The 18,312-nt window shown below is 58.1% G+C and carries 16 protein-coding genes; 14 read left to right on the forward strand and 2 right to left on the reverse strand.

Going from position 1 to position 18,312, the window contains the following annotated elements; genetic code table 11:
- Nucleotides 1–102: 102 nt before the first annotated feature.
- The 3 genes from BM029_RS19455 (at nt 103) to BM029_RS19465 (ending at nt 3,325) form a co-directional block, all read left to right on the forward strand.
- On the forward strand, nt 103–537 hold the full coding sequence (locus tag BM029_RS19455; protein WP_092438844.1) for a CzcE family metal-binding protein: 435 nt from the start codon (nt 103–105) through the stop codon (nt 535–537).
- A 165-nt stretch (nt 538–702) separates the two neighbouring features.
- Entirely contained in the window at nt 703–3,024 is a 2,322-nt protein-coding gene (locus BM029_RS19460) for an FdhF/YdeP family oxidoreductase (protein ID WP_092438846.1), read from the forward strand.
- 4 nt (nt 3,025–3,028) lie between these two features.
- The gene (locus BM029_RS19465) at nt 3,029–3,325 is read left to right on the forward strand and encodes a helix-turn-helix domain-containing protein (protein ID WP_092438848.1); all 297 of its coding nucleotides are present in this window, start codon (nt 3,029–3,031) and stop codon (nt 3,323–3,325) included.
- A 1-nt stretch (nt 3,326) separates the two neighbouring features.
- Here the strand turns inward: BM029_RS19465 and BM029_RS19470 are convergent, their stop codons facing one another.
- Nucleotides 3,327–4,808, reverse strand: coding sequence for an aminotransferase-like domain-containing protein (locus tag BM029_RS19470; RefSeq protein ID WP_092438850.1), 1,482 nt, complete (start codon nt 4,806–4,808; stop codon nt 3,327–3,329).
- Nucleotides 4,809–4,972: 164 nt separating this feature from the next.
- Here BM029_RS19470 and BM029_RS19475 point away from each other — a divergent pair, with 164 nt between their 5' ends.
- The 3 genes from BM029_RS19475 (at nt 4,973) to BM029_RS19485 (ending at nt 7,847) form a co-directional block, all read left to right on the forward strand.
- Entirely contained in the window at nt 4,973–5,242 is a 270-nt protein-coding gene (locus BM029_RS19475) for a MoaD/ThiS family protein (RefSeq protein WP_092438852.1), read from the forward strand.
- 2 nt (nt 5,243–5,244) lie between these two features.
- Nucleotides 5,245–6,333 (forward strand): sialidase, encoded by a 1,089-nt coding sequence (locus BM029_RS19480; RefSeq protein ID WP_092438854.1) that lies wholly within the window; start codon nt 5,245–5,247, stop codon nt 6,331–6,333.
- A 236-nt stretch (nt 6,334–6,569) separates the two neighbouring features.
- The gene (locus tag BM029_RS19485; RefSeq protein WP_092438856.1) at nt 6,570–7,847 is read left to right on the forward strand and encodes a dicarboxylate/amino acid:cation symporter; all 1,278 of its coding nucleotides are present in this window, start codon (nt 6,570–6,572) and stop codon (nt 7,845–7,847) included.
- Nucleotides 7,848–7,893: 46 nt separating this feature from the next.
- Here BM029_RS19485 and BM029_RS19490 read toward each other — a convergent pair whose 3' ends face one another.
- Nucleotides 7,894–8,397, reverse strand: a complete 504-nt coding sequence (locus BM029_RS19490) for a cupin domain-containing protein (RefSeq protein ID WP_092438858.1) — start codon at nt 8,395–8,397, stop codon at nt 7,894–7,896.
- Nucleotides 8,398–8,697: 300 nt separating this feature from the next.
- Here BM029_RS19490 and BM029_RS19495 point away from each other — a divergent pair, with 300 nt between their 5' ends.
- From BM029_RS19495 to BM029_RS19530, 8 genes are all read left to right on the forward strand, one after another.
- Nucleotides 8,698–9,669, forward strand: a complete 972-nt coding sequence (locus BM029_RS19495; protein ID WP_092438860.1) for a MurR/RpiR family transcriptional regulator — start codon at nt 8,698–8,700, stop codon at nt 9,667–9,669.
- A 1-nt stretch (nt 9,670) separates the two neighbouring features.
- A complete protein-coding gene (locus BM029_RS19500) occupies nt 9,671–10,672 on the forward strand; it encodes an isoaspartyl peptidase/L-asparaginase family protein (RefSeq protein ID WP_092438862.1) in 1,002 nt (333 codons plus the stop codon).
- A gap of 58 nt (nt 10,673–10,730) precedes the next feature.
- Nucleotides 10,731–12,593 (forward strand): dipeptide ABC transporter ATP-binding protein, encoded by a 1,863-nt coding sequence (locus tag BM029_RS19505; RefSeq protein WP_092438864.1) that lies wholly within the window; start codon nt 10,731–10,733, stop codon nt 12,591–12,593.
- 100 nt (nt 12,594–12,693) lie between these two features.
- The gene (gsiB, locus tag BM029_RS19510) at nt 12,694–14,247 is read left to right on the forward strand and encodes a glutathione ABC transporter substrate-binding protein GsiB (RefSeq protein ID WP_092438865.1); all 1,554 of its coding nucleotides are present in this window, start codon (nt 12,694–12,696) and stop codon (nt 14,245–14,247) included.
- 188 nt (nt 14,248–14,435) lie between these two features.
- Entirely contained in the window at nt 14,436–15,356 is a 921-nt protein-coding gene (gsiC, locus tag BM029_RS19515) for a glutathione ABC transporter permease GsiC (RefSeq protein WP_092438867.1), read from the forward strand.
- 8 nt (nt 15,357–15,364) lie between these two features.
- Nucleotides 15,365–16,270 carry a glutathione ABC transporter permease GsiD gene (gene gsiD / locus BM029_RS19520; RefSeq protein WP_244545130.1) on the forward strand — a complete coding sequence of 302 codons (906 nt, stop codon included), beginning with the start codon at nt 15,365–15,367 and terminating at the stop codon, nt 16,268–16,270.
- Nucleotides 16,270–17,301: a DmpA family aminopeptidase gene (locus BM029_RS19525; protein ID WP_092438870.1), complete on the forward strand. Its 1,032-nt coding sequence runs from the start codon at nt 16,270–16,272 to the stop codon at nt 17,299–17,301. Before gsiD ends, BM029_RS19525 begins: the two co-directional genes overlap by 1 nt.
- Before the next feature lie 20 nt (nt 17,302–17,321).
- The gene (locus tag BM029_RS19530) at nt 17,322–18,140 is read left to right on the forward strand and encodes a M55 family metallopeptidase (protein WP_092438872.1); all 819 of its coding nucleotides are present in this window, start codon (nt 17,322–17,324) and stop codon (nt 18,138–18,140) included.
- Nucleotides 18,141–18,312 lie beyond the last annotated feature (172 nt).

Here is an 18,312-nt window from a genome sequence, read left to right on the forward strand (position 1 = left end):
TATCAAACTTCGATGAACAAAGCCGGGTGCGACTCACTCTAACAACATGTGGCCCGCGACATCAGCATGTTGCGTCTCGCCGCATCTGTTCCAGGAGGAGCCATGAACGCCAAATTGCTTATCCCGACAATTGCTGCGAGTGCGCTATGGGCCGCATGCTCATTACCGCCCAGAATCGATCTTATGGGCGATCCGGCTGTAGTAACCGCCGCCACGCGGACCATCGTTATCGCTCCGGATACAACCTACGTAAATGTTACGTGCGGCGAAATCGTTAAATTCGTCGTGGGCGACAAATCATTTGCCTGGAATTTCGACGGCGCCGACTATCTTGATAAATTCGATTTAAGTCAGACCGCGCCACCTGGCATACTTGATCACAGTGTCATTGCCTATGTTGCAGCCAATCCTCTCTATGCCGGCGGCGGCGATGGCGGTCGCCACGGCGGCGGGCATGGAGATCATGGCGGCGGTCACGGGGGAGACTTTACCAGCGGTAGCGGTGGTGGCCACGGTGGAGGCGGCGGTCATAAATAGCCAAACCGACGCGACAACCGGGCAACTCATCCTGACAACGGAACAACAACAAGCACAGTTACAACGAAAAATGTAACTGTGCTCCAAAAGCATCGTATTGACTGTACATGCTGCTATAAGCGGGCGCCAATTACACTCCCACGGACTCTGCGCGGTTTGCGCAAGATGCTCCGGGGAACAAAATTGAGCGACCAGAAAATCCAGCAATATAACCACCCTGCCGGCGGCTGGGGCGCCTTGAAATATGTAGCTTTGCACTTGCTGAAAGAGAGAGTGCCGGGCGGTGGTGTGCGTACCTTGCTGGCGCAGAACCAGCCGGACGGCTTCGACTGTCCCGGCTGCGCCTGGCCGGACCGCGATCATGCATCGACCTTTGAATTCTGTGAAAACGGCGTCAAAGCGGTGGCGGCGGAAGCTACCTCCAAGCGCGTCACGGCAGATTTTTTTGCAAAAAACAGCGTCGGCGCATTACTGCAGCAATCGGACTACGAACTGGAAGAACACGGCCGCCTGACCGAACCAATGGTGTACGACGCCGCCAGCGACCAGTACCAGCCGATCTCCTGGCAAGACGCATTCAGCCTGATGAGCGATCACCTGAACACGCTGGACGATCCGAACCAGGCGTCGTTCTATACTTCCGGCCGCACCAGCAACGAAGCCGCGTTTCTATATCAATTGTTTGTGCGCGAATACGGCACCAACAACTTTCCCGATTGCTCCAACATGTGCCACGAGCCGACCAGCGTCGGCTTGCCGGAAACCGTAGGCGTCGGCAAGGGCACGGTAACGCTGGACGACTTCGACCTGGCCGATACCTTCCTGATCTTCGGCCAGAATCCCGCCACCAATCACCCGCGCATGATGGGTGAGTTGCGCGAATGCGCCAAGCGTGGCGCCACCATCGTTTCCATCAATCCGTTGCGCGAGCGTGGACTGGAGCGCTTCTCCAGCCCGCAACATCCGTCCGACATGCTGTCGCGCTCCGGCACCAGCATCAGCAACATGTTTATCCGCCCTACCCTGTGCGGTGACCTGGCGCTGGTCAAGGGCGTCATCAAGCGCGTGCTGGAACTGGACGACCTGGCGCTGCAAGACCAGACCGAACGCGTGATCGATATCAGCTTCATTGCCGAACACACCGCCTACTTCGAAGAGTTCGCTGCCGATATCCGCGCCGAGAGCTGGGACGACATCGTCACCGAATCGGGTGTCAGCCGGGACGATATCGAACGACTGACGCAAGTGTACGTGCGCGGCAAAAACGTCATCGCGACCTGGGGCATGGGCCTGACGCAGCACAAGCATGGCGTCGCGACGATCCAGATGGTCTCCAACCTGATGCTATTGCGCGGCAATATCGGCCGCCCCGGCGCCGGCTTGTGTCCGGTCCGCGGCCATTCCAACGTGCAAGGCGACCGCACTGTCGGCATCGACGAAAAACCGACCGCCGCTTTCCTCGATCGCATCGAGCAGGTTTACGGCTTCAAGCCGCCGCGTGAGCATGGTCTCGACGTGGTTGGCACGATTGAAGCGATGCTGCAAGGACAGGTCAAGGTATTCATCGGACTCGGCGGCAACTTCGCCATGGCGACACCCGACACGCCGCGCACATGGCAGGCATTGCAGTCTTGCGCGCTGACCGTGCACATCACCACCAAACTGAATCGCAGCCATCTGATCCACGGCAAGGAAGCCTTGATCCTGCCAACCATGGGCCGCACCGAAATCGACCAGCAGGAAAGCGGCCCGCAAGGCGTGACCGTCGAAGACTCGATGAGCATGGTGCACATTTCCTACGGCATCAACAAACCCGTCGCCAAAACCTGCTTGTCGGAAATCGACATTGTTGCGCGCCTGGCGCACGCCACGCTGAAACAGAGCCGCACGCGCTGGCTCGACTATGTCAAGGACTACGCGCTGATCCGCGACGACATCGAAAAAGTGTACGACGCCTTCAAGGATTACAACCTGCGCATCAAGCAGCCGGGTGGTTTCCACCTTGGCGTAGCGTCGCGCGAGCGGGTCTGGAAAACGGCCAGCAACCGGGCCCAGTTCATCGTGCATGCGATTCCCAAGGACACGCCGATTCACCAGGCGCGCCGCAAATACGGGCCCGAACTGATGGTCCTGATGACCACCCGTTCGCATGATCAGTACAACACCACCATCTATGGACTGGACGACCGTTATCGCGGCGTATTCGGACAACGGCGCGTGGTATTCGCCAACCTGCTCGATATCCAGATGCTGGGCTTCGCTCCCGGCGACTGGGTCGATCTGATCGGCGTCTGGGACGACGGCATCGAACGCCGCGCCGACCGCTTCCTGCTGGTGGAATACGACATTCCACGCGGCTGCATCAGCGGCTACTATCCGGAAACCAATCCGCTGGTACCGCTCAACAGCTTCGCCGACAAAGCGCGCACGCCGACATCGAAATCGATCCCGGTGCTGATGCGCCGCTCCATGCAGCTTGCGGCGTGATTCGATGATGAACTGGGACGATCAGATTGACGATGCAGTGCTGGCGATCTTGTCCGCACTGCACGCCGATGCTAACGACGAGCGCGGTCACTACGCCGAGCCGGGAATGTCGCTTGCAAAACTCAGTAAACGCGTCGAGCAGCGCATGAGCACGTTGCGACGTAATCTTAGTGCCTTGGAAGATGCCGAAATTGTCAGCGTCGCTCTCAACGAAGACGGTACCGGCCGGGTGTCCCTGACCGCGTTCGGGATAGCGATTTTCGATGCCCTGGATGCGAACCAGGCTGCGGAGATGGCGTGATCTACGCCAGCATCTCGGCCAACATCTCACCCAGGCGTCGTATAGCCTGTTCGATCTGCGGCGTCCAGCTGTAGCTGAAGTTCATGCGAATGAAACTACGATAGGCGTCTGAAATTGAAAACAAGCGGCCCGGCGCAATCGTGATACCTTCCGCCAGCGCTTGCCGATACAAGGCCATGGAATCGATCGCCGCCGGCAATTCTATCCACAATACATACCCCCCGGCAGGCCGCGTGATGCGCGTACCCGCAGGGAAAAAGCGCCCGACGAAAGCGCTCATGATGTCGCAGCGCTGTTGCAAGGTACGTCGCACCCGGCGCAGATGGCGATCGTAGCCGCCAGCCGTCAGATAAGCGGCGATGGCCCGTTGCGGCAAAGTCGAAGTGCTGAGCGTGTTGAGGAATTTCAGTTTTTCCACCTGCTCCCGATAACGCCCCGGCAAGGTCCAGCCGATGCGGTAAGCGGAAGTCAGGCTTTTGGAAAACGATGAACAGTACAGCACGATGCCGCGTTTGTCGTAAGCCTTCAACACGCTCGGATGCGCCGTGCCGAAATACAGCTCGTTGCACACGCCGTTTTCGATAATCGGCATGTTGTAGCGGGAACCCAGTTCAACCAGTTGCCGCTTGTTTTCTTCCGGCATTTCAAAACCCAGCGGATTCTGGAAATTCGGCATCACCATGCAGGCCGCAACCGGCTGGCTCTGCATGACTTTTTTCAGCGCAGCGATATCCATTCCCAATCTCGGATCGGTCGGGATTTCAATGGCGCGCATGCCAAGCCGCTCAATCGCATGCAGCATCGCATAAAAGGTCGGCGACTCTACCGCGATCGTGTCGCCAGCTTTCGCCACCGCCTGCAAACACAGGTTGATGGCCTCGGTAGCACCCACCGTGATCACCACATCGCCGGGATCGACGCTAAGGCCGGTTTCCAGATGGCGGCGAACGATCTGCCGGATCAGGTCCGGATGGCCAGGCGGTAAATCGTCCAGCACACCCAGCGGACCGCCGCTGCGCAGGATGGCGCCGTTGTATTGACTGATGCGCCGGGCAGGAAACAAGGTTGGATCGGGATACGGCGAACCGAGCGGAATGGCATCGTTCTGATGAATCGATTTGAGGGTAGCCAATACATGGCGGCTGACGTCAACTTCGGCCGATACCGGCAGCGGTTGCGATCGGTCAGGTTCAGCGGGGGAGGCATTGACTGCGGAAAACGCAGGATCAAGTGCCAAAGCTGATGCGGATTCGGCTGCAAACCGGGCTCGCACAAAATAACCCGACTGCGGATGGCTTTCGATCAAGCCGCCGCTTTCCAGCAGTTCGTAAGCGCGCACCACGGTCGTGATGCTCAAACCGTGTTGCTGGCTGGCCTGCCGCACCGAACTCAGGCGATCGCCGGGACGCAGCACGCCATTCTGCAGTGAAGCCCTGATCTGCTCGGCAAAACGTTGATAAAGGGGCTGGCGCGTTGTTTTCAAACCGGGGGAGTGACAGAGGCCAAGGATGGGCTCATTATAGTGAAAATCACACCGTTGCCCTGCTCGTCAGCGGCAGTTATCACCCAGGCATCGCAAAAATACAGGTTCGATCTATAGTAATTGCAGTACGCGTAAACAGTTCTGGTGACTGATGGTGACTATTTATGGCAACACTCATTTTTACTCCGCAACTTGCCCGTTTTATCTCAGCGCCGGAAATCCACACCGACGCCCTCACCTTGCGTGCAGGCCTGGAAACCGCATTCACATCCAACCCGCGCTTGCGCGCCTATCTGCTCGATGAACAAGGCTGCCTGCGGCCGAATGTCGCGATTTTCATCGACGGCCATAACGTACGTGACCACGTGCATCTGAGCGCGCCGCTGACGGCGCATAGCAAGGTGCACGTTCTGCAAGCTCTCTCCGGAGGTTGACCATGACTGAACGCGCCTGGATCGCAAGCCGCAAAGGATTGTTTTCACTGCAAAAGCAAGATGGCGGCTGGTCCCTGGGCCCGATTGCCTTTCTCGGCGAACCGGTTTCCATGGTGCTGCAGGACCCACGCGACGGCGCAGTCTACGCTGCGCTGAACCTTGGCCATTTCGGTGTGAAGCTGCATCGCAAGGATGCTGCGACGGAGCAATGGACTGAAATCGCCGCACCGGCTTATTCCCTCAAACCCGAAGGCGAAAGCGACCCGGTCGACTGGAGCGTGAAATTCATCTGGTCGCTCGCTTGCGGCGGCGCCGACCAGCCCGGCGTCATCTGGGCTGGCACCTTGCCGGGCGGCTTGTTCCGTTCCGGCGACCGCGGCGAATCGTGGACGCTCATGCACTCCTTGTGGGATGCACCCGAGCGCCGCGAATGGTTCGGCGGAGGCTACGACGTTCCCGGAATTCACAGCATTTGCGTTGACCCGCGCGACAGCCGCCATGTCCTGGTCGGCATTTCCTGCGGCGGCGCCTGGGTTACGCATGACGGCGGCGGCAGTTGGAACTTGAGCGCAAAAGGCATGAACGCCAACTACATGCCGCCGGAGCGCATCGACGATCAGAATATTCAAGACCCGCACCGGATTGCAGGCGCCAGGGATACCCCGGATCAGCTTTGGTGCCAGCATCATAATGGTATCTGGCGCTCCAGCAACTTTGGCACAGACTGGCAGGAAATCAGTCCGGCGCCTTTGTCGAATTTCGGTTTCGCCGTGGCGGTGCATCCGGGCGACGGCAATACCGCCTGGTTTGCCCCGGCGCAGGCTGACCAGACACGCATTCCCGTGGATGCCGCCCTGACAGTCACGCGCACCACCGACGGTGGAAAATCCTTTACCGCCTTGCGCAACGGCCTGCCCCAGCAGCACTGCTATGACCTGATCTATCGCCATGGCTTGGCTGTGGCAGATGACGGATGCACCCTGTTGATGGCTTCTACTACCGGCAGTGTCTGGCTGTCGGAAAACGGCGGTGATAGCTGGCAGACTATTTCCAACACCATGCCGCCGGTTTATGCGGTGTGCTTCGGCTAATCGGATCTGTTACGTTAATCGTGGGCGCTAAGTGCCCACCCTGCTTCTTTTCTTATTCGTGCGATTTTCGATATTAATATAACAACAAAACATATCGATAGAGCAAAAAAATATTGGACGCAGTTGCAGCCAGCCCCGATACTCTCGGGTCATCCGGTTTACGTGCCTGTCCCGTGCGTACCACGCTCTTGCCACCCACTTTGCGGCAAGACACATACCTATTCCCTGATTACTCTATGAACATTTTCTCTTTCTGGTTCCGCATTCCCTTTTGGCAACGTGTCCTTGGCGGTTTCGTACTCGGCGCGCTGGCCGGCTGGCTGGTGGGCGCTCCCGCTGAAACCTGGTTCGGCCCGCTCGGCACGCTGTATGTCACGCTGATCAAGATGATCGCCGTGCCGCTGGTGTTCTTTGCCGTCACCAATAGCATCTCCAGTTTGCACGGCATGAAAAGCGTTGCTGCATTGGGTGGCAAGACCTTCTTGTGGTTCGCCATTACGGCGGTGCTGGCGGTTGGCGTTGGCTTGCTGGTCGCGAATTTCACCAATCCGGGCCATAACCTGGGCCAGCTCACGATTGCTGCCGATTACACCGTGCGTGCAGTGCCGACCCCGATCCAGGTACTGCTGGACGTGGTGCCGTCGAATCCGTTCAAGGCGCTGTCTGAGGGCAAGATCCTGCAAGTGATTTTCTTCGCCGGACTGCTCGGCATGGCGCTGGTGAAGCTGGGCGACAAGGTGAAACAGGTGCGTGAACTGATGGGTGAAGCCAGCAGCGCCATGATCCAGATCACCCGCTTTGTGCTGGAAATGACCCCGCTCGGCACCTTTGGCCTGATCGCTGCGCTGGTTGGTTCTTACGGTTTCGAGCGCCTGCTGCCGCTGGGGAATTTCGTATTTACCCTGTACCTCGCGTGCGCGCTGCACATCGTGGTGGTGTACGGCGGCCTGCTGCTGAGCCATCGTCTCAATCCGATCCGCTTTTTCCGCGGCGCCTTCCCGGCCATGCAAGTGGCGTTCACCAGTTCATCGAGTTTTGCCTCAATGCCTATCGCCCTGCGCAGCGTGGTGCATAACCTCGGCGTAAAACAGGAATATGCGGCGTTTGCCGTACCGCTCGGCGCCAGCATCAAGATGGATGGCTGCGGCGCTATCTATCCGGCGATTGCTTCGATTTTCGTGGCCCAGTATTTCGACCTGCAGCTGGATTTGTCGCAGTACTTCATCATCATGCTGGCCTCGGTGCTCGGCTCGTTCGGCACCGCCGGCGTACCCGGTACCGCGATCGTGATGGTGACGCTGGTGCTGAGTTCGGCCGGCCTGCCGCTTGAAGGCATCGGCTATCTCGTCGCCATCGACCGCATTCTCGACATGATGCGCACAATGACCAATGTCACCGGCCAAATGCTGGTGCCGGTGCTGGTGGCCAAGGAAGAAGGTTTGCTGGACCTGGACATTTATAACGCCTCCAACAGCGACGTCGGACTCGATCAGAACAGCAACGCGGCTGCCTGATCCACGTACTACTGTGCTGCGTTATTGACGCAGCACAGTAACGGCATTACGGTTCACCGTCCCAATAATCCAGGTCGTTCGACCTGCGCTGCACCACATCGAAAACCCGTTCGCCACCGGCAGACGCCATCGCCAGAAACTTCCCGGAATCGGGATATTCGCACACCTCAGGCTGCTCCCTGGTACTGACCGAGAGATACTTCAACGGCTGATCCGAGGTGTTCACTATCTGGTGCGGATATTCCGGGCCAGGCGGAATAAAGACGACGTCGCCGCTGCGCAGCGGCAGCATTTCGCCCGCCACCCGCAACGTGCCGCTCCCCTCCAGAATAATAAACATCTCCTCCTGCGCGTAGTGGAAGTGGTACGGGCATGACATCTTGCCGGGCGCGACAGTATCTATGCTGGCGCCCAGCTTCTGTGCCGCGGTGCCCGGCGCCAGGCGCGCGCCGATTGAATCGTATAAAGGCTCGCGCACGTCATGCGTAGTCGGCGCGGTGTTGAAGTTCCGAATCAAACGACGGCTCAGACTCTCTGCGTTTTCATTCATTTTTTCTCCGAAAATTGACGGCTCCAAGGACTGAATTCTGGGCCTGAACAGCAGAATACACGCAAGCACATTTCCTTGTAATTCCCAGCGGAAACTCACATGCACCGTTGCGGACAACCACACGCAAAAATGGTGCAAGGCCGCATTTCCACGCTACTCACTCGCTACTTGCGCACCACTTCCGCACACATGCGATGACACAAACTACACATCTCAAAAAAGAAAATAAATTTCCTTTACTTGAAACGAAAATGAAAATATATTTACACAAATTATAAAAAACAATCCAAGGGGCAGACGGTGCAACATTCCGCAATCACAGCATGGCAACGCGAAAGTGCAGTCGCAGCACGCATAGGCAAAGCCTACCCGGAGCTATCGAAAGCGCACCGCAAGGCAGCCGATTACGTGCTGGCGAATGTATTCCACACCGCCACCATGACCATCGACGAGCTGGCTGATGCTGTCGGCGTTTCGCTGGCGACGGCGAACCGCTTCGCGCATGCACTGGGATTCGACGGTTACCCGGCATTCCGGGCAGCGTTGGTGCTGGATTTCGCATCGTCGCTGGCGCCGGTCGAAAAACTGCGCGATCAAGTGCAGCGCCCTGCCACCAGCGCGGAAATCATGGCAGCAGCGCTGATCGCGGATAGGCAAAACCTGGAGGCCACACAACGCGCATTGTCGCCGGCGCATTGCGACCAGGCGGTGAGCATGATTCTCAACGCAGACAGGATATTCATACTAGGCTTCGGCGCCAGCGGCTTTCTGGCCGGCCTCATGGCGCACGCCTTGGAACCCTATTGCCGCACGGTGCTTACCGTGGCCGGGCCTGGCGGGCCGTCACAAGCCAGCCGCCAATTCTTTAAACTCGATCAACGCGACCTGGTGATTGCGCTTGCGTTCCCGCGCTATGTCACCGATACCGTAACGCTCGCAGGCCGCGCCAAGGAACGCTCGGCGCAACTGCTGGCATTTACCGACGGGCCGACATCGCCGCTGGTGCCGCTGGCAGACGTGACCCTGTACGCACAGACCGAACGTCTGCTGTCGCCGACTTCGGATGCTGCGGCGCTGGCCTTGATCCAGGCAGTATGCGACGCCGTCGCCCATCGCGCCAATCGTTCGGTGCATGCCGCGTCGAAAATGACTGAAGCCGTGTTGCCGTGGCTGCATCACCCGGATGGACACCGCCAGCCAGTTACTGCTAACAAGGCTGGGAAAAATGGCAACCAAGCAGCCACCAACAAACCTGCAGCGAAAGTGAAATAACGTGAATACCCCAGTGACCAAGCCCGCCAACATTGCCACCATCGCCATCCATGGCGGCGCCGGCACCATTCTGCGCAGCGCCATGAACACCACACAGGAACAGGCTTACCACGACGCCCTCAACGAGATCCTCAGCGCCGGCCAGAAAATCCTGGCTGACGGCGGCAGCGCGCTGGATGCGGTCGCCTGCGCAGTGAGCATGCTGGAAGATTGCCCGCTGTTCAACGCCGGCAAAGGTGCGGTCTACACCCACGCCGGTACGCACGAGCTGGACGCCGCGATCATGGACGGCGCCACACTGGACGCCGGCGCTATCGCCATGGTTGAACATGTGCGCAATCCGATACTGGCAGCGCGTGCGGTAATGGAAAATAGCGAGCATATCCTGCTGGCAGGTGCGGGCGCCGAAGCATTTGTCGCTCAACATGGCATAGAGTTGGTCGAACCGGAATATTTCCATACCGAAGCCCGTCACGCCCAATGGCTGCGGGCACGCGACAAGGAAGGCATGCTGTTGCTGGATCACGACGCCACTAGCCAGGCGGCGAGCGATGAGACAACTGAAATCGCTCCCATCGATCCGGATGACAAATTCGGCACGGTCGGTGCGGTCGCCGTCGACATGCACGGCAACCTGGCGGCGGCCACCTCGACTGGCGGCATTACCAATAAGCGCGTGGGCCGGGTCGGTGACTCGCCCTTGATCGGCGCCGGCTGCTACGCCAACAACCGCACCGTCGCCGTTTCCGCCACCGGTACCGGCGAAGCATTCATGCGCACGGTAGCGGCTTACGATATTTCGGCACGCATGGAGTATGCGGGCCAATCGCTGGAAGAAGCTGCCGAACAGGTGGTGATGGATCTGCTGCCGCGCTATAAAGGCCGCGGCGGCCTGATCGCTGTCGATGCCCGGGGCAACGTGGTGCTGCCGTTTAATACCGAAGGCATGTATCGCGGCTTCGCCAAGGTTGGTGAAACACCGGTGACTGCAATCTACAAATGATGCAAAAGATGCAAAAGTTGATGACGCAATTGATACGCAAGATGCAGAAAGCGATCCTATGAACAAGCAAATCGGCCGCCGGGTACTGACGGTGGAACAAATGAGCGTTGGCTTCACCACTTCCGAACGCAAGGTGGAAGCGGTGCGCAATCTGTCGTTCCATATCGATGCGAGCGAAACGCTGGCCATCGTCGGCGAATCCGGCTCGGGGAAATCGGTGTCGTCGCAATCGATCATGCGCCTGATCGACTACGGCGGCGGCCGGATCACCGGCGCCAGCATGAATTTCCAGCGGCGCGATGGTAGCGTTATCGACCTGGCCAGCGCCGATCAAGGCACCATGCGCCGTATCCGCGGCTCGGAAATCGCCATGATTTTCCAGGAACCGATGACCTCGCTCAATCCGGTATTCACGGTCGGCGAGCAGATCGCCGAATCGATACGCCTGCATCAGGGCAAGAGCATGGCGGCAGCACGCGCCGAAGCCTTGCGTATGCTGGAAGTTGTACGTATCCCCGAAGCCAGGCGCATCCTCGACCGCCATCCGCATCAACTCTCCGGCGGCATGCGTCAGCGCGTGATGATCGCCATGGCACTGTCCTGCAAGCCATCGCTGCTGATTGCCGACGAACCGACCACCGCACTGGATGTGACGATACAGGCGCAGATTCTGCAATTGATACGCGCGCTGCAAGATGAAATGCAAATGGCGGTAATCTTTATCACCCACGATATGGGCGTGGTGGCCGAGATCGCCGATCGCGTAGTGGTCATGTGCCGCGGTGAAAAGGTCGAAGAAAACAATGTGCACGCAATCTTTGAAGCACCGCAACACCCTTACACCCGCGCCCTGCTGGCAGCGGTGCCTCGTTTGGGTGCAATGCATGGCACTGATCTGCCGGAGCGGATTGCCATCGCAGGGGCAATCATCACTCCTGAAATGGAAGCGGAAGCCAAGATCGTACGCAGCATTCCAGGCGCCGACCCACAGCAACAACCGTTGCTGAAAGTACGCAACCTGACCACTCGCTTCGACGTCAAGAGCGGCATCTTCAGTCGCGTCAAGCAGCGCGTGCACGCAGTGGAACAAATCAGTTTCGACCTGTATCCGGGTGAAACGCTGGCATTGGTGGGCGAATCCGGTTGCGGCAAATCGACCACCGGCCGTTCGTTGCTGCGACTGGTCGACATCACCAGCGGCAGCGTCGAGTTCGGCGGCCGCGATCTGGCCAAATTGCCACGTTCGGAGTTGCGCTCGCTACGGCGGGATATTCAATTCATTTTCCAGGATCCTTTCGCTTCACTGGATCCGCGCCTGACGGTCGGGTATTCCATCATGGAACCGTTGCTGGTACACGGCATGCCGGAAGGCGCGCAAGAGAAAGTCGCGGCGTTGCTGGAACGGGTCGGCCTGCTGCCGGAACATGCGCAACGCTATCCGCACGAATTCTCCGGTGGCCAGCGCCAGCGGATCTGCATCGCCCGTGCTCTGGCGTTGAATCCAAAGATTGTGATCGCCGATGAATCGGTATCGGCGCTGGACGTGTCGATCCAGGCGCAGATCGTCAACCTGCTACTCGACCTGCAACAGGAACTGGGGATTTCATTCATTTTCATCTCGCACGATATGGCGGTGGTAGAACGCATCAGCCATCGGGTGGCGGTGATGTATCTGGGACAGATCGTTGAAATCGGCCCGCGCCGCGCGATCTTTGAAAATCCCCAGCATCCGTATACCAAGAAACTGATGGCGGCGGTGCCGGTTGCAGATCCGAACCAGCGGCATCGCAAGCGCGAGATGCTGCCGGAAGAGATTCCCAGCCCGATCCGCAATATAGACGACCTGCCCGTGGTCGAACCGCTGAAACAGGTGGGACCGGGACATTTTGTTGCTACTCACCGGATTTCCGGTGCGTTTTAAGTGCTCGTTTTAAGCGTTCGTTTTAATCGTTTTTCTAAAGCGTTTTTTTGCTTTGTTTGTTTGTCTATCTTCAATGATCTTTGAACCAGGGGAGTAACACATGCGCACTACTCGATATTTCGGCAAGGTACTGGCTACCACCGCCGTTGCACTGACCGCCCAGTTTGCGGTCGGCCAGGCTTTTGCCGCCAAAGACGTCACGCTGGCAGTGGCTTCGACCTTTACCACGCTCGACCCTTACGACAGCAACGACACGCTGTCGCAGGCCGCCATCAAGTCCTTCTATCAGGGCTTGTTCGGTTTCGACAAGGATTTGAAACTGGTCAATGTGCTGGCAGAAGGCTATGAAGTCAGCAAAGACGGCCTGGTCTACACCATCCGCCTGCGCAAGGGCGTCAAATTCCAGGACGGCACCGACTTCAAGGCGGATGCAGTGAAGATGGTGCTGGAACGCGTCATCAATCCGGACAACAAGCTCAAGCGCTTCAATTTGTTCAACCGCATTTCCAAGGTCGACATCGTCAACGATTACGAAGTCAAGATTACCTTGAAAGAACCGTTCTCGCCTTTCATCAATACCCTGGCACACTCGTCCGCGGCGATGATTTCACCGACTGCGCTCAAGAAGTGGGGCAACAAGGATATCGCGTTCCATCCGGTCGGCACCGGCCCGTTCAAGTTCGAAGAATGGAAACAGACCGATTACCTGAAGGTCACCAAATTCGACGGTTACTGGAAGAAGGGTTATCCGAAGATCGACAGCATCACCTGGAAACCGGTGGTAGACAACAATACCCGCAGCGCCATCATGCAAACCGGCGAAGCGCAATTCGCCTATCCGCTGCCGTACGAGCAAGCCGAACTGCTGAAGTCCAAACCAAATCTGGACCTGATTTCGTCGCCGTCGATCGTGCAACGTTACATCTCGATGAATACGCTGCAAAAGCCTTTCGACAATCCGAAGGTACGGCAAGCGATCAACTACGCAATCAACAAGGAAGCACTGGTCAAGGTTGCGTTCACCGGCTATGCCATGCCACAGGATGGCGTGTTGCCGCAAGGCGTCGATTACGCGTTGAAGACCGGGCCTTGGCCGTACGATCCGAAGAAGGCCAGGCAATTGCTGGCTGAAGCCGGATATCCAAATGGCTTCGAAACCGAATTGTGGTCCGCTTATAACCACACTACCGCGCAGAAGATCATCCAGTTCGTGCAGCAGCAACTGGCGCAAGTCGGCATCAAAGCCAAGGTCATGGCGCTGGAAGCTGGCCAACGGGTAGAGAAAGTCGAGAGCGCACCGGTTGCGGCCAACGCACCGGTACGCATGTACTACACCGGCTGGTCATCGTCGACTGGTGAAGCCGATTGGGGCCTGCGTCCTTTGCTGGCATCGGAATCGTTCCCGCCTAAGCTGTTCAACACCGCTTACTACAAGAGCGACAAAGTCGATGCCGATATCGCCAAGGCGCTGACCACCACTGATCGCACTGAAAAAACCGCGCTGTACAAAGATGCGCAAACTGAAATCTGGAAAGATGCACCTTGGGCTTTCCTGGTTACTGAAAAATTGCTGTATGCGCGTAGCAAGAACCTGAAGGGTGTCTATGTGATGCCTGACGGTTCGTTCAATTTCGATGAAATCGAATTGAAATAATTAAGTAGAAAATGAGTAGTAAATAAGCAGAAAACAAGTAGAAATAAGCGGCATCGGATGGCTTGCAATTCAGCTAGCCATCCGATGTGCGCCAAAACGAATTTACTCAAACCAGGCACAGACCTGGTGAGATACATAATCCCGGGCTGGACCTGTCGTTACAGTCCAGCCAACTACCAGAGCACGCCATGTTTCCTTACGTAATAAAACGCTTGCTGGGCCTGATACCAACCTTGCTGATCGTGGCGGTCATGGTATTCATGTTTGTCCACTTGCTGCCGGGCGATCCGGCACGGCTGGTGGCCGGACCTGAAGCCGATTCGCAGACAGTCGAGCTGATCCGCAAGGATCTCGGGCTGGACCGGCCGATGCACGAGCAATTCATCAACTATTTCAGCAAGGCCCTGCGCGGTGATTTTGGCAACTCACTGCGCACCAAGCGTCCGGTCAGTACCGAAATTGCCGAACGTTTCTGGCCCACTTTCTGGCTCACCGTCACCAGCATGGTGTGGGCGGTGCTGTTCGGCCTGATCATCGGCATCGTTTCCGCGGTATGGCGTAATGAATGGCCGGATCGTCTCGGCATGACGCTGGCGGTATCGGGAATTTCGTTTCCTTCGTTTGCGCTGGGTATGCTGCTGATGGAGCTGTTCTCGGTCAAGCTCGGCTGGCTACCAGCCATCGGCGCCGACGGCTGGCGCAATTACATCTTGCCGTCGCTGGCGCTGGGCGCTGCGGTGGCAGCCGTGATGGCACGCTTTACCCGCGCTTCCTTCGTCGAAGTGTTGCAGGAAGATTTTGTCCGGACAGCACGCGCCAAAGGTCTGTCGGAAACCATCGTGGTGCTCAAGCACTGCCTGCGCAATTCCCTGATTCCCGTGGTCACCATGATGGGCTTGCAATTCGGCTTTTTGCTGGGCGGCTCGATCGTGGTGGAAATAGTGTTCAACTGGCCCGGCATGGGACGGTTGCTGATCGACGCTGTTGAAATGCGCGATTACCCTGTCATCCAGGCCGAGATTCTGTTGTTCTCGCTGGAATTCATTTTCATCAATCTGGTGGTTGACGTGCTGTATGCCGTCATCAACCCTAGCATCCGTTACAAGTGAGGCCGCCTGTGTCTACTCCACTCAATCCTGTGGCCGCAATAGCTGCCGCGCCGCTGCCGAATACCATCCGCACTCCGTGGAGCGAATTCTGGCGCAAGTTCAAGAAGCAGCACCTGGCGGTCGTGGCCGGCTGTTTCGTCCTGTTCCTGATCGTGGTGGCGATTGCCGCACCCTGGCTGACGCCATACGACGCCGAAAATTATTTCGACTATGACGCTCTGAATGCCGGGCCGTCGCTGGCGCACTGGTTCGGCGTCGACTCCCTGGGCCGCGATATTTTCAGCCGGATCCTGATGGGCACCCGGATTTCCCTGACCGCCGGTTTTTCATCGGTGGCCGTGGGCGCAGTGATCGGTACCTTTGCCGGACTGATTGCCGGCTACTACGAAGGCTGGGCCGAACGCATCATCATGCGCATCTGCGATGTGCTGTTTGCATTCCCCGGCATCTTGCTGGCGATCGGCATTGTGGCGATTCTCGGTAACGGCATGACCAACGTGGTCTTCGCCGTGGCGATTTTCAGCATCCCGACGTTTGCCCGACTGGTGCGCGGCAATACGCTGGCGTTGAAACACCTGACCTTCATCGAAGCGGTGCGCAGCATCGGCGCCAGCGACAGCACCATTATCCTGCGCCATATTTTTCCCGGTACGGTGTCGGCCGTGGTGGTGTATTTCACCATGCGTATCGGCACTTCCATTATCACTGCCGCCAGCCTGTCGTTCCTCGGCATGGGTGCGCAACCGCCGATGCCTGAATGGGGCGCGATGCTGCATGAAGCGCGCTCCGACATGATGACGGCGCCGCATATTGCGATTTTCCCTAGCCTGGCGATTTTCCTGACTGTGCTGGCATTCAACCTGCTGGGGGATGGTCTGCGCGACGCCCTGGATCCCAAGATCGACCGCCGCTGATGCTTGCCATTCCTCATATTGGCCGTTTACCTGCCGGCCCCCTGAACGCCATCAGCGACGTCGCCGGCGTTACTGTCGGCCACGTTACGCTGGCGCAGGGTGCGCTGCAAACCGGCGTGACGGTGATCCAACCGCATCAAGGCGATCCGTTTCGCGACAAGGTACCGGCAGCGGCAGCAGTGTTCAACGGCTTCGGCAAAAGCATCGGACTGGTGCAGGTGCAGGAATTGGGTCTGCTTGAAACGCCGATTGCGCTAACCAATACCTTATCGGTCGGCAGCGTGGCGACGGCTCAGATCATTTCTGCGATCCAGGCCAACCCCGAGATCGGACGCAGCGACCCCACGGTCAATCCGCTGGTGTTCGAATGCAATGACGGTTATCTGAACGATATCCAGGCGATGGCGATCAATGCCGAGCATTATCAGCAAGCGCTGGCCAACGCCGCGCCTGAGTTTGCCCAAGGTGCGGTCGGCGCAGGGCGTGGCATGTCATGTTTCGACCTCAAGGGCGGCATCGGCTCGGCTTCACGCTATGCAACCATCGGCGACCAGCAATATTGCGTTGGCGCGCTGGTACTCGCCAACTTCGGCAAACTGGCGGCGCTGACGCTGGCGGGCAAGCATATCGGCGAAGAATTGATCCGTTTGCGGCAACCGGTCGCAGAAATCCCCGAGATGGGATCCATCATCATGATTATTGCAACCGATGCGCCGCTGGATGCGCGCCAGCTGGGGCGGCTGGCAACCCGCTGCGGCGTCGGCCTGGGCCGTACCGGTTCGATCTACGGCCATGGCAGCGGCGACCTGGCTTTAGCTTTTTCGACGGCGCAGACGGTGCCATATCGCGCCTGCAGTGTGCTACGACGATCCTTTTCCTTGTACGATAATTTGCTGGACCCGCTATTTGAGGCCGTGGTCGACAGCACCGAACAAGCCATCGTCAATGCGTTGTTTGCCGCGGAAAGCGTCACCGGCCGTGACGGTCATCAGCGCCAATCGCTACGTGAAGCGGCAGCCGGCCTGCCTTAGTCCCTTATAAATAAACGACAATGAAAATCCTTATTTCCGTTGATATCGAAGGCGTGGCCGGAGTATTCCATCCGGAACAAACCCGCGCCGGCAATCCCGAATACGAACGTGCGCGGCGCCTGATGACGGCCGAAGCCAATGCCGTAATCGAAGGCGCGCTGGCTGGCGGTGCGACCGAGATTTTGGTGAACGACTCGCACGGCGGTTTCCGCAACCTGCTGCCGGACTTGCTGCATCCCGCGGCCAACGCCATTCTTGGCAAGCCACGCCTGTTAGGCATGATGAGTGGCGTCGATCACGGCGTCGCCGGCGTAATGCTGGTCGGCTACCACGGCCGTTCGCAAAGCCGCGGCATCCTGGCCCACACCATCAACAGTTTTGCATTCGCGCGCGTCTGGCTCAACGATCAAGAACTAGGCGAAGCAGGCATCTACGGCGCCCTCGCCGGAGAATTCGGCGTGCCGGTAATTTTCGGCAGCGGCGACGATGTGTTTGTCGAAGAGAACCAACCGCTGTTCCCGCAAGCCACGTTAGTCACCATAAAAACCGCGGACGGCGCCAACAGCGGGACATCGCTGTCACCGCAAAGCGCATTGGCTGTGTTAGGTGACGGCGCAAAAGCAGCGATCGGCAAGATTCCAACCTGCAGTCCATTCGTCCTGCCGCCCACCATCACATGCAAGCTGCAAACCACCAGTCCCGCGCTAGCCGACCTGTTCTGTCAATTACCGATAATTGAACGGATCGACGGCGTCAATCTCACATTTTCTGCGCCATCTGTTCAATACGCAGTACGGGTACTGAACAGCCTGTCGGCCATGTCTTTCATGCTGCGGTAGCGGAGTAAGCGAAGCACAACGAACGGGCTTTTGACGTTGCGGTTGCGGTTGCGGTTGCGGTTGCTTTTGAAGTGGCATTTGAATTTGAAGTCCGCATTGGGACGCTGCCAAATGTGGCGCGTGTCAGTCGGGAATTGTGGGAAGACATGTTTGAGCGCAGCGAGTTGGTCTT

This window comes from Collimonas sp. OK607 (genome assembly GCF_900111995.1).
In the GTDB taxonomy this organism is placed as follows: domain Bacteria; phylum Pseudomonadota; class Gammaproteobacteria; order Burkholderiales; family Burkholderiaceae_D; genus Collimonas.